General features: G+C 41.4%; 13 protein-coding genes and 1 tRNA gene. 11 read left to right on the forward strand and 3 right to left on the reverse strand.

Translation table 11 applies throughout. From position 1 onward, the window contains the following. The first annotated feature begins 73 nt into the window (after positions 1 to 73). The 7 genes from EOD41_RS03200 (at position 74) to EOD41_RS03230 (ending at position 6,924) form a co-directional block, all read left to right on the forward strand. The gene (locus tag EOD41_RS03200) at positions 74 to 1,111 is read left to right on the forward strand and encodes a porin (RefSeq protein ID WP_127703323.1); all 1,038 of its coding nucleotides are present in this window, start codon (positions 74 to 76) and stop codon (positions 1,109 to 1,111) included. Between the two features lie 72 nt (positions 1,112 to 1,183). Then, on the forward strand, positions 1,184 to 1,786 hold the full coding sequence (locus EOD41_RS03205; RefSeq protein WP_127703324.1) for a DUF4468 domain-containing protein: 603 nt from the start codon (positions 1,184 to 1,186) through the stop codon (positions 1,784 to 1,786). Between the two features lie 199 nt (positions 1,787 to 1,985). Next, a complete protein-coding gene (locus tag EOD41_RS03210; RefSeq protein WP_127703325.1) occupies positions 1,986 to 2,831 on the forward strand; it encodes an energy transducer TonB in 846 nt (281 codons plus the stop codon). Between the two features lie 168 nt (positions 2,832 to 2,999). Beyond that, positions 3,000 to 5,222, forward strand: coding sequence for a phosphoribosylformylglycinamidine synthase subunit PurL (gene purL / locus EOD41_RS03215; RefSeq protein WP_127703326.1), 2,223 nt, complete (start codon positions 3,000 to 3,002; stop codon positions 5,220 to 5,222). Between the two features lie 86 nt (positions 5,223 to 5,308). Further along, a complete protein-coding gene (gene gloA2, locus EOD41_RS03220) occupies positions 5,309 to 5,698 on the forward strand; it encodes an SMU1112c/YaeR family gloxylase I-like metalloprotein (RefSeq protein ID WP_127703327.1) in 390 nt (129 codons plus the stop codon). Positions 5,699 to 5,700: 2 nt separating this feature from the next. Beyond that, positions 5,701 to 6,414, forward strand: coding sequence for a tRNA1(Val) (adenine(37)-N6)-methyltransferase (locus EOD41_RS03225; protein WP_127703328.1), 714 nt, complete (start codon positions 5,701 to 5,703; stop codon positions 6,412 to 6,414). Between the two features lie 18 nt (positions 6,415 to 6,432). Further along, complete coding sequence (locus tag EOD41_RS03230; protein ID WP_127703329.1) at positions 6,433 to 6,924, forward strand: metallophosphoesterase family protein; 492 nt, start codon at positions 6,433 to 6,435, stop codon at positions 6,922 to 6,924. Between the two features lie 63 nt (positions 6,925 to 6,987). Here the strand turns inward: EOD41_RS03230 and rnhA are convergent, their stop codons facing one another. Next, complete coding sequence (gene rnhA, locus EOD41_RS03235) at positions 6,988 to 7,461, reverse strand: ribonuclease HI (RefSeq protein WP_127703330.1); 474 nt, start codon at positions 7,459 to 7,461, stop codon at positions 6,988 to 6,990. Positions 7,462 to 7,540: 79 nt separating this feature from the next. On the opposite strand from rnhA, the gene EOD41_RS03240 reads away from it, so the two are divergent. Beyond that, positions 7,541 to 7,614, forward strand: a tRNA-His gene (locus tag EOD41_RS03240). Here the strand turns inward: EOD41_RS03240 and EOD41_RS03245 are convergent. Next, a complete protein-coding gene (locus tag EOD41_RS03245; RefSeq protein WP_127703331.1) occupies positions 7,606 to 7,785 on the reverse strand; it encodes a hypothetical protein in 180 nt (59 codons plus the stop codon). The genes EOD41_RS03240 and EOD41_RS03245 overlap by 9 nt on opposite strands. A gap of 197 nt (positions 7,786 to 7,982) precedes the next feature. Next, entirely contained in the window at positions 7,983 to 9,170 is a 1,188-nt protein-coding gene (locus EOD41_RS03250; protein ID WP_127703332.1) for an amine oxidase, read from the reverse strand. Between the two features lie 394 nt (positions 9,171 to 9,564). Here EOD41_RS03250 and EOD41_RS03255 point away from each other — a divergent pair, with 394 nt between their 5' ends. The 3 genes from EOD41_RS03255 (at position 9,565) to EOD41_RS03265 (ending at position 12,787) form a co-directional block, all read left to right on the forward strand. Further along, positions 9,565 to 10,608: a glycosyltransferase gene (locus EOD41_RS03255; protein ID WP_240663157.1), complete on the forward strand. Its 1,044-nt coding sequence runs from the start codon at positions 9,565 to 9,567 to the stop codon at positions 10,606 to 10,608. Between the two features lie 2 nt (positions 10,609 to 10,610). Continuing rightward, positions 10,611 to 11,741: a UDP-galactopyranose mutase gene (glf, locus tag EOD41_RS03260; RefSeq protein ID WP_205780480.1), complete on the forward strand. Its 1,131-nt coding sequence runs from the start codon at positions 10,611 to 10,613 to the stop codon at positions 11,739 to 11,741. 818 nt (positions 11,742 to 12,559) lie between these two features. Next, positions 12,560 to 12,787 carry a hypothetical protein gene (locus EOD41_RS03265; RefSeq protein WP_127703333.1) on the forward strand — a complete coding sequence of 76 codons (228 nt, stop codon included), beginning with the start codon at positions 12,560 to 12,562 and terminating at the stop codon, positions 12,785 to 12,787. Positions 12,788 to 12,802: the final 15 nt, after the last annotated feature.

A 12,802-nucleotide genomic window follows, 5' to 3' on the forward strand; every position in this document is an offset into this window, starting at 1 on the left:
AGGAAATAGAATAATCCGTAATTAAACTATAATTAAACACAATTCAGACAACTTAATTAATCAATCCATTATCATGAAAAGAAAACTTTTACTATTATCTATTATGTCTGCCGCCATATTTACGGCAAAAGCGCAGGATTCAACTTTGTCTATCACCGGTTCGGTAGATACCTATTACAAGTATGATTTTGCCGATCCTAAAGGCGGTCTGGGCCAAATCCCGACAAGTTTTGCTACAGATCACAATTCGTTATCTATTGGTATGGTTGATATTGCTTTGAAAAAGAAAATCAGCAAAGCGGCTTTTGTAGGGGAGCTATCATTCGGTCCTCGTGGTCAATATCAGTCAATTCCGGCAGGTGATGGCAATGATTTGAATGGAACGAATTCATTTCATATTCAAAACCTATATATATCATATGATTTGACCGATAAATTAAATGTTACAGCCGGTTATATGGGTACATTTATAGGTTATGAAGTAATTAGTCCGACCGCTAATTTTAACTACTCAACTTCTTACCTGTTTACTAATGGCCCATTCCAAAATGCAGGTTTTAAAGCTACCTATACCTTTTCTGATAAGGTTAGCTTAATGGCAGGTATATTTAACGACCAATGGAATGGCTACCGGGCATTTGAAAATGGGATGGATAATTTTGGCGCGCAATTAGGTCTTCACCCTGTTGAAGGATGGGATGCTTACCTGAATGTGATTACCGGTCACACAATGGGTACCGAATTTGATTTAACAACTGCTTATCAAATTACTGATATGTTTAAATTAGGCTTGAATGCTGCGGTTTACTCATCCTCTGATTATGCAAAAGCTAACTTCGAACTACCAGGCTTTGCAGGTGTGGCATTGTATCCTCAGGTGGCAGTATCAAGTTCGGTTAGCTTGGGTTTAAGAGGAGAGTATTTTAAATTTAAGTCTGATGGTCCGGATGTAAAAGCTATTACAGCTACCGCTAACATTAAAGCGGGCCCGCTTACCTTTATTCCTGAAGTTAGACTTGACAGCTGGAATGAAGAGGCATTTGAAAAAAAGAATGGTGATCCTACCAAATCTGCCAGTCAATTTTTACTGGCTGCCGTTTATGCATTCTAACAAGCAGAATAATTTTAGTTGATTTTTTCATAAGGCCGCCTGTCATTCAAGGCGGCTTTTTATATTTACAGAATGAACAAGATTGTTTTATTGATACTGGTTGTATCGGCTTTTAGCATAACTTCGGTACATGCACAAAATAAAGATTCATTGTCATTTGATGAGCGTAACAAATATATCTATTACCAGGTAGCAGAAGAGACAAAAGTAAAGGCTGATACATTATATGAAAGAGCGCTGCATTTTTTGAAGAATGCTTTCGAAAACGACAGGTTGAAATTGAGCAAGGAAGATAAAGATAAGGCTATCTTAACCGGTAAGGGCGGTTTTATGGTAACCAAAAAGGCACTTGTATCAATGCAGGACGATGCCAAAATTACCTTTAATATGGTAATAGAGGTTAAGGATGGAAAATACCGTTACTGGTTTACCGATTTTGCTGCGATACCTTATCGGCGCGACAGGTACGCTAATTTTAGCCCGGTAGATGGCAAGAAGATTCCCCTTGAGCAGGGACTGCGTAAACTTGGCCAAAAAACACTTGATGATTACCTGGAGCAAACATTAATAAACTGCAGGAACATCAGCGGTGTGTTAAAAACTTATATGCAAAAACCATCCGGAACGCCAAAAAATGACGGAATAAAACGGTCTGTTACTACAAAAGAGTGGTAAAAGCCAAATGATAAATTTAAAAGCCGGTAATGAACCGGCTTTTTTTATGCAAAGTTTATACGTTTCTTGTTTAAACATTAAAACTTTTAACATCTTTCCGCTTTGCCAAATAAAATTTTGTGAAAAGCGAATTTTTCAGAATAATACAAAATATAATATGGTAAATTAGCGTTATAATAGAAACTTAATTCTAACTATTATGCTTATCACCAAATTAGATTTGTACAAGGGCGAGTGGCTCGATCTTGTATTCACCAATCGCAACAAAAGCTATGGAGCTTATGAGCTACGTCAAAGCTACGGTAAAACCATGACAAAAGCTATGGGTATAGCCTTTGCTTTTGTAGCTGCCAGTATATTGGCTTTTACTATTAATAAAAAACCAGTTGTTATTGAAAAGCCATTAGTTGATAAAGATATTGAAACAGTTGTTGATTTATCGCATGCACCTAAAGTAGAAAAGCCTGTAGAACCGGCTAAATCCGAAATTCCTAAAACACCGCCCCCAGCAAAAGCCGAAGCAGCAAAAACAACAGCAATTCCAACAAAGGTAACCTCAGATCCTGTTCCGGATGAACCGCCAACAAAAACTGAAATTGAAACAAGTGCTGTAGGTCCCACAAAATCAGAGGGTGTAAATACTCCCGGAAATGCACCTGAAGGAACACCTGACGGCAGCGACAAAGGCGGCGGTACTGTTTCAGGTACAGAAGATACAGGCATCCACGACACATTTGAAACAATGGAAAAAATGCCCATGCCGGTTGGCGGACAACAAGCCTGGACCAAATTTTTGCAACGGAATTTAAGGTTCCCATCAGAGGCACAAGAGCAAGGCGTAAACGGCAGGGTATTTATCAGTTTTATTATTGAAAAAGATGGAAAACTTTCAGATATAACCGTTTTACGCGGCGGCGAGCATGGTTTTGGAGAAGAAGCTTTGCGTGTGCTTAAAAAAGCCGCCGCCTGGACACCCGGCATTCAAAACGGCCGTCCGGTACGCGTTAAGTATGTTATCCCTATAAACTTTCAAATGCCCGAGTAATATTACCTAAATCCTTATAAATTGATGTTTTACTGTAAGCGATGGATTATTATCCGTCGCTTTTTTGCTTTTCTTATCAGCGTTTCTATATAGCTTTCTGCCTTTTACCTTTCCGCTTTCGCCTGATTTTCCTAATTTTGCGCATCCTTTCAAAATAAATATAAAACATTGGAGAACCAGGAGCTAACTACCGTTGAAACCGCCAAAGACCTTGGCCTGTTACCCGAAGAATTTGAACGCATAAAGGAAATTTTGGGCCGGGTGCCTAATTTTACCGAACTGTCTATTTTCTCGGTAATGTGGAGCGAGCACTGCTCGTACAAAAACTCTATAACCTGGCTAAAAACTTTGCCAAAGGATGGGCCGCGCATGCTGGCCAAAGCCGGTGAAGAAAACGCTGGCCTGGTTGATTTGGGCGATGGCATAGGTTGTGCGTTCAAAATAGAATCACACAACCATCCTTCGGCGCTTGAACCTTACCAGGGAGCGGCAACAGGTGTGGGCGGTATAAACCGCGACATATTCACCATGGGTGCACGCCCTATAGCGCAGCTTAACTCGTTACGCTTTGGTGATATTAACCTTGATAAAACCAAGTGGTTAATTAAAGGCGTGGTAAAAGGCATCAGTCACTACGGTAATGCCTTTGGCATCCCTACAGTTGGCGGCGAACTTTTCTTCGACGAATGTTACAATATCAACCCGCTGGTTAACGCCATGTCGGCAGGTATTGTTAAGGCCGGTGAAACTGTTTCGGCTACTTCATATGGTGTAGGCAATCCGGTTTACATTGTTGGCTCTTCAACCGGTAAAGATGGTATTCACGGTGCGGCATTCGCGTCAAAGGATATAACTGAAGATTCGGTAAACGATTTACCTGCTGTACAGGTAGGCGACCCATTCCAGGAAAAATTGCTGCTTGAAGCTACACTTGAAGTGATACAAACCGGTGCCGTTATAGGCATGCAAGATATGGGGGCGGCTGGAATTATCTGCTCAAACTCTGAAATGTCGGCCAAAGGCGAACATGGAATGCGCGTTGATTTAGATAAGGTACCAACCCGCCAGGAAAACATGAAACCTTTTGAGATATTGCTGTCAGAGTCGCAGGAGCGTATGCTGATCGTAGTGGAAAAAGGCCGCGAAGCCGATGTACAAGCCGTTTTCGATAAATGGGATTTAAACTGTGTGCAAATAGGAGAAGTTACCGATACCAAACGTTTAGAATATTACATGCACGGCGAACTGGTTGCCGATGTACCTGCTGATGACCTGGTATTGGGTGGCGGTGCGCCGGTTTACCAACGCGAATATCGTGAGCCTGCTTACTTTGCCGAGAACCAAAAGTTCAAAATAGAAGATGTTGCCGAGCCGGAAGACCTGGTTGCTGTTGCCGAACATCTGCTTGGTCATCCAAACATTGCATCAAAACGTTGGGTAACAGACCAGTACGACTCAATGGTAGGTGTATCAACCATGACCACCAACCGCCCGAGCGATGCTGCCGTTGTAGCTGTTCGTGACACTGAAAAAGCTATCGTCCTTACAGTAGACTGTAACTCGCGTTATGTATATGCAGACCCGCAAAAAGGTTGTGCTATTGCCGTTGCCGAGGCCGCACGTAACATTACCTGTGCCGGTGGCGAACCTGTGGCTATCACCAACTGTTTAAACTTCGGTAATCCGTATATTCCTGAGGTGTATTGGCAGTTTGTAAGCGCTATCAAAGGCATGGGCGAAGCTTGCACCAGGTTTGAAACCCCTGTAACAGGTGGTAACGTTAGCTTTTACAATCAATCGTCTGACGAAGGGCCGGTTTTCCCGACACCAACCATCGGTATGCTGGGTGTAATGGTCAATATTGATAATATCATGACGCTTGACTTTAAACAGCCGGGCGATTTCATTTACCTGATAGGCGAGTCGGTTAACGATATTTCATCTTCACAGTACCTTGCTTCATGGCACAAAATCAGCGCATCACCGGCACCATACTTTGATCTTGATAAAGAATATGCAACGCACCAGGTTATAAAAGAGCTGATCAAACATAAAATGGTACAGTCGGTACATGACGTTGCCGATGGCGGTTTATATGTAGCGCTTGCAGAATCGGCCATGCCAAACAAACTTGGTTTTGACATAGCTACCGATGCAGCCATACGTAAAGACGCATTCTTGTTTGGTGAAGCACAGGGCAGAATAGTAGTTACTGTGGCGCCGGCCGATCAGGACAGGTTTGTTGAACTGATGGCTACCAGCGAAACAGATTTCACGTTGTTAGGTACGGTTACCGATGGTTACTTCCATGTAGACGAGCAGTTATTCGGCCACGTTACCGATGTGAAACTGTTATTTGATAACGTGCTTCACGTAGCGTTGGGGGAATAAAGTAGTTTTTGTCATGCTGAGGTACGAAGCATCTATCGGCGAATAGATTCTTCGCTTTTGCTCAGAATGACAGAATATATAGAATAATGCTGAAAATTAACCGGGTACACCACATAGCCATTATCTGTTCCGACTATGCAAAGTCGAAACAATTTTACACTGAAGTACTTGGTTTAACCATAGTTAGCGAGGTTTATCGCGAGCAAAGAGATTCATATAAGCTCGATCTGGCTGTTGCAGGGCAATACCAGATCGAGCTTTTTTCATTTCCAAATCCACCCGCACGCCCATCACATCCGGAAGCGACAGGATTGCGTCACCTGGCCTTTGAAGTTGATAATATTGACGAGGCCGTTGCCCATGTCAACAATCATGGTGTAGCTACAGAAGCTATACGTGTAGACGAGTTTACCGGCAAACGCTTCACCTTTTTTGCCGACCCCGACGGTCTTCCCATTGAGTTTTACGAAAAATAGTGATGAGCGGCGTATTCCGTTTCAAGCAGTTTGAGGTTGACCAAACCGGTTGTGCCATGAAGATTAATACTGACGGAGCATTGTTGGGTGCCATAGCAGGAGAGGGAAGTCCGCAAAATATTTTAGATATTGGTACCGGGACTGGTGTGATAGCGCTGATGCTTGCGCAGCGATTTGCTGAAGCTAAAATTGACGCGGTTGAAATTGATAATAGTGCTGTGCTAACCGCTGGGAAAAATTTTAAAAATTCGCCGTTTGATGAAAGACTTACTGTTTATGATACGTCATTTACCAGCTTCTTTGAGCAGCATTCTGATAAAAAATATTCACTGATTGTATCTAATCCGCCATTTTATATCAATTCGCTGGCGTCTCCACAAAAGGAAAGAAACACGGCCAAACACGCAGGGAAATATTTTTTTAAGGAGTTGATGCAAGGCTTAGCTCAACACCTTACCCCTGATGGGCAATGCTGGTTAGTACTGCCTGTTGATACAGCGGCTTTGGTAAAAGATAAAACAGCGGATGTTGGCTTACATTTGCAGAAAATTATAGAAGTGAAGTCATTTGAAAATTTTGAACCGCATAGGGAAATAGTAGTTTTTGGACTGATGCATAACATACCCTCGAAATTCTCATTTGTTATTTATAGCGATATAAGCGTTTACAGTGACCAATATATTCATACATTAAAAGACTTTTTTACTATATTTTAGCCTTATCAATCTACAAAAGTGACACGCATAGGCCTTATATCTGATACCCACAGCTACCTTGATGATGCCGTTTTTAAGCATTTCCATAAATGCGACGAAATTTGGCATGCCGGTGATATTGGCAATATTGAGTTGGCCGATAACTTAGCCGCTTTTAAACCCTTCAAGGCAGTTTACGGCAATATCGACGGACAGGATGTGCGGCGTATATATCCGCTAAATCTGCGTTTTCAATGTGAAGATATGGATGTTTGGATAACTCATATCGGCGGTTATCCGGGCAAGTATAATCCGGCTGTACGTAATGAAATTTATACCAACCCGCCTCAATTGTTTATATGCGGGCATTCACATATTTTAAAAGTAATGTATGATCAGCAGATCAATTGCCTGCATCTGAATCCAGGCGCCGCAGGCAAGCAAGGCTGGCACAATGTACGTACATTAATGCGTTTTAATATTGATGGTGACAAGGTAAGGGATATGGAGATTATTGAGTTAGTTAAGTAGTTGATTTACGCGTTAATTAATCACAGCCATTCATTTGGTCAACCCAATCAACCACTAACCAAATTACAACAAATTCACCTTAGCGTTTTCCACTTCAAAAACCGAATCTATAAGTAAATTAGGTTGTTTGTAAGCAGCCACGGCAAGCTGGTCGCAACGCTCATTTTCCGGGTGGCCAGCATGGCCTTTTACCCACACAAATCTGATTTTATGCAGTTTGCTTAATTCAAGATAGCGTAACCAGAGGTCTTTGTTTTTCTTGTCTTTAAAGCCTTTTTGCAGCCAGCCGTAAACCCAGCGCTTTTCAACAGCGTCTATCACATATTTTGAGTCGGAATATATAATAACTTCCTGGTTAGGGTTTTTTAAGGCTTCAAGCCCTTTAATAACCGCCAGCAGTTCCATGCGGTTATTGGTGGTTTTACGATAGCCTGCTGATAACTCTTTATAATGTTGGCCCGCACGTAAAATAACCCCATATCCGCCGGGGCCGGGGTTACCGCTTGAGGCGCCATCTGTAAATAACTCAATAACCATGCGGCAAAGGTATCAGGAAATATTAAAAAAGCTTTGCAAATAGGCCGGAGATTTATATTTTTGCACTCCAAACAAAACGGTAGGTATAGCTCAGTTGGTTAGAGCATCAGATTGTGGTTCTGAGGGTCGTCGGTTCGAGCCCGATTACTTACCCTTCAAGGGGGTAAAAGATTTTAAGGTCTTTTGCCCCTTTTTATTTGCTTCCTTGATAATCTTATAGATATAGTAATAAACATCGCTTACGGGAGCAATTCGATGTTGTAAGTTTTCAAAAGTGAATTTTTCAGGGAACGTAGAGCCAATTAGCCTTTTTTCTTCACTCATTCTTACAATCAGACAATCCTTAAACATTTTTGTTACTGTGAACCGGAAGTCTTTTGCTCACCTTTTTTGTTTGAAAGTTGCTGTTGGTTGAGCATAATAAATCCGGCGGGTTCAGTAAAGTTAGTTATGCGTGACGTAAGGCCGATTTATAATCGCAAGGCTGTAGGTAAACTAAACCTGCAATAAGTGGTTCACTATTAATGAGATCTCCTGTTTGATGGATTATCTATTTGATAAATCAGACGCTGAGATTTCCTTAATGCATTTGCATATGGTTCATTCAATAACCTAACTGTGGTTCCGCTTACGTGTTGAACTTCATCCCAGAGGCCGCTCTGGTGCCAGTACGTAAGATTATCCCAATCGGGACGGTCAATAATCGGGTAGAGGCATATGCCCCAAAACGGAATACCTTGTTGTATTGCTTTAAAGCATTCGTTGGTAACGAAATCAATCCATAGCGGCCTGTCTTCTTTAGGATGGCTGGTTTCTGTTAATACGATAGGCTTGTTATAACGGTTGTATGCGTCTGTCAACAATGCGCTCAAAGGGCGCCAGCGTAGGTCTTCTTCTTCATTTAACCAGGGTAAAAATTCATTAAAACCAACTACCCATTGGTTATTGTAGTAAAAATTAACACCCATCATATCCAGCAAATCTGGCGAGCCCCCAAGCTCCGGACAAATCCGTCCTACCAGTATATCCAACGCCTGAAACTGTTCTTCATGTGCCTTCGCTGCTTCTTCAATTTCAGCTTTATTGGCAAAAAGGGGTGGCACAATGTTAACAATGGGTTCGGTGGTAAGTATGCGAATGCTCGGGTCAAGCTCTTTGATGGCTTTAATGCCGGCAATATAGGCACGCATCAATTCATACTTTATAGTCCAGCCCTGGCCGGTGCAGTAGGGGGTAGTTCCAGCAGCTTCGCCACCCAGCCATGATATAAAACTCACCTCATTAATAGGAGTTACTATTAATACGTCTGCCGGGTATTCCGATCTGTAAAACTCAACAAAAGCACGGCAGATTCCCACAAATCGTTTGGTGAAATGCGGGTGTAGCGGGCTTAGATCATCAGGGTAGCCAAAATGACATATATCCCATATCTGCTGAATACCGTTGGATTTACCTTCGGCAAGCATTGTTTGAACAACGCTGAAATCATATTGGTAGGGCTGCTTTTCTACATGGCTCCACCTAATTCCTTCACGAACGGTAGTGATATCGAAGTCTTTTATGTCTTCATAATCGGTTTTTAAACGGCTTAAGTGGTGGGTGGCGTTGATTAGATCTACCCGGTTGCCCGAAATGTTCAATTGGTCTGTACATTCATAGCCCCCCATCCAAAAAGATTGAAAAGGACTGCTATCATGAGGGGTTTGCATGTAATTTTAGAAGTTTATTAATGAGATTAGCGCACACCAATCGGTTGAAAGTAATTGTGGAAGCGCACTAATATGAAAGTATAAAATGTGCAGGATTGTTTTTAGCAACAAGCAAATGTGGATTTTGTTGTATTGAAGGAGCAATGGCAAACTGAACTTATACCTTAACGTTTTTAATTAAATATTAATTTATATATTTTACTTTAAAACAATCGGCGCTGTTAATACTTGTTAAATAAAGAGGTAACATATGCAGGTAAAAAGCGACCAGTCAATGGAGCACTTAGGGCTGAATTTTAAAAACATGCCAAAAAATCTGGTTTGCTTTTCCCATCTCCGGTGGGATTTTGTATTCCAAAGGCCACAGCATTTATTAACCCGCTTAGCTACAGCTATGAAGGTTTTTTATATTGAAGAGCCCGTAATTATTGCTTCGGATAAATTTTCATATTATTCATTACAGAAAAGGAGCGATAATATCACGCTTATTGTACCGCAGCTTCCGGCAGGGTTAAGCCCGACAGAAACAGTTAAAATGCTGGAGCAATTGCTTGACGATTTTATGACAGAGCATCAAATAACCGACTACGCTTTTTGGTATTATACACCCATGGCGCTCGAATTCAGCCGAAAATACAAGCCCAAACTTACTGTTTTCGACTGCATGGATGAGTTATCTGCATTTAAGTTTGCGCCAGAGTCGTTAAAAACTTTGGAACAAGAGCTAATGCAAAAAGCCGATGTTGTATTTACAGGAGGGCATTCATTATATGAGGCCAAAAAATATCAGCATAATAATATACATGCGTTTCCCAGTAGTATTGATAAAGCACATTTTGCTAAGACACGGGTGCTTAAAACAACCACCAAAAACCAGGATGCTGCGTACAGGCCGAAACTGGGATTTTATGGCGTTATAGATGAACGGTTTGATATTGACCTTATTAAAGGAATAGCCGATGCGCACCCCAATTGGGATTTGATGCTGGTAGGCCCGATAGTTAAAATTGATCCTCAAATTTTGCCGGTAAAAAATAACATTCATTATATGGGGCCGAAAAGCTATGACGAACTGCCAAACCTCATGGCCGGGTGGGACATTGCACTGATCCCGTTTTTGCTAAACGAGTCTACCCAATTTATTAGTCCTACGAAAACGCCTGAGTATTTAGCTGCAGGATTGCCGGTAATATCAACGGCTATACGTGATGTGATAAACCCTTATGGCAAACTTGGTTTGGTATCAATAGGCAACACACCCTTAGATTTTATGATGCTTGTCGAGAAGGAACTGCATCGTACAGACAGAGAAGCATGGCAGCAAAAGGTAGATCTGTTTTTATCTGATATTTCCTGGGATATTACGTATGCGCAGATGATGAATGTAATGAGTGCTGCATTAAGCCCGGTACCGGTTTTTAACAATACCTTAGTTTAATAATGATGTTTGATTATTTAATAGTAGGAGCGGGTTTTGCAGGAAGTGTATTAGCAGAACGCCTTGCGGTAGCCGGAAATAAAAAAGTGTTGCTGATAGACAAAAGAAATCATATTGGTGGAAATGCTTTTGACTATTATGACAATGAAGGTATTCTGATCCATAAATACGGGCCGCATATTTTTCATACCAACAGCCGGGAAGTTTTTGATTATTTGTCAAAATTTACGGAGTGGCGAAATTATCAGCATAAGGTACTGGCTGATCTGGATGGGCAGCAGGTGCCTGTACCCATCAATTTAACCACAATTAACACACTATATAATTTAAACCTGAGCAGTAGCGAACTGGAGGGCTTTTTTGCCGATAAAGCAGAAGATGTTAAGCAGGTACGCACATCAGAAGATGTTGTTGTTAAGGCGGTAGGACGCGATTTATACAACAAGTTTTTTAGAGGCTATACGCAAAAGCAATGGGATTTGGACCCCTCAGAGCTTGACGCATCGGTAACGGCACGGGTACCAACACGTACAAATAAAGACGATAGGTACTTTACTGATACGTATCAGTCTATGCCTTTGTATGGTTACACCAAAATGTTCGAAAATATGCTTAACCACCCAAACATTAAGATTATGCTGAACACAGGTTATCGTGAAATTGCAAATGAAATCGCTTTCAGTAAAATGATTTTTACAGGGCCGGTAGATGAATATTTTAATTACTGCTATGGTAAGCTGCCTTATCGTTCAATTAATTTCAAATTTGAAACGTTTGATAAAGAACAATTTCAACGGACAGGAACGATTAATTACCCGAACGATTATGCCTTTACCCGTATTACAGAGTTTAAATATTTAACCGGGCAAAAGCATCATAAAACCAGTTTAGTATACGAATTCCCGACCGCAGATGGAGATCCGTATTACCCCATTCCGCGTCCGGAAAATGCTGAACTGTATAAAAAATACAAAGCCCTGGCAGACCAGTCTGACACGCATTTCGTTGGCCGTTTGGCTACTTATAAATACTATAACATGGACCAGGTAGTGGCTCAGGCGTTAAGCACATTTAAAAAAATACAGGCAGAGGTTGGTATAAAATCAATGCATAATAATGAAGCCGCAGCCTGAACAAACTCAAAGTTTGGGGCGGCATAGAATGCATTATAAACCGGGTTGGCAAATGTTATTTCGATCAACTCGAACATTCGGATCACCGGCAAAGAGCGATGATATCAAAAAGTTTGCAAGCCTCGGTTTAAAAAGGCCACCGTTTGGCTATGCAGGCCATTCGTAAAATAAACCCTGATGCTTAACTAATTCAAACGACGGCCTAAGAAAAGTTCACGCACAAAAAAGCTCCGTTACCAGGCAAATTTTTAAAACGAACGGCGATGGTTAGGGTATAACATTATATCCGGTAGGGTTAACCCATCTCATTACCTGGATGATTATTTAATTATAAACCATATAAGTATCGCCGAACTTGAATTTTTATTTGCAAACCTTGTAAGCCTGATGTATTAGGTGTGAATTATTACTTCACAAGTGAGCGTTATCTCGATGAAAATAAATCGAAATACCCAAGACATACTTATGGAAAAAAAGAGTTCATATTTATGCTGATGTAGAAGCAGTACTGTAGGCCATATTCTTCCCGTTTGGACCGAAGTACTGATAAAAGAGGCCTGGGAGCGCAACCATTATCCCCATTACCATAACCGAAGTTCACTTGCATTGTACCCGCGACGAACAAATGCGATGGTTAACTTACATATGGTTGGCCGCAATGCAGTTAAAAGCCAAAGGGTGAGCATACTGGGTATACCTCATGGGCACTGCTTAAATCATTTGATTGGGATAAACTGCTTACCAAACTCCATGGAACCTACGAATCAGGTGTGTATGAGTTAAATTATGGTTATCTGCACGAAACTATACTTACTAAAATGATTAGGGCATATAGTAATAAAGCCTTCTGCCGCCCGGTACTGGTTACGCCCGGCTGGTGGCAACGAAGATCGCGTGTAACCTACGGACAAGAAAAGTTTTTTGAAGATTCTACCGCATATTTATTAAACAAGCCGGTATCAATCAGCGGTGTTCATGCTAAGCTTTTAGGCAGCATTTGTAAGGACAGATATCTTAACTTTCAAATATCAGATGGCATTGCTTGATTTGATACAAGTGGC

Source organism: Mucilaginibacter limnophilus, from assembly GCF_004005815.1.
GTDB classification, from domain to species: Bacteria; Bacteroidota; Bacteroidia; order Sphingobacteriales; family Sphingobacteriaceae; genus Mucilaginibacter; species Mucilaginibacter limnophilus.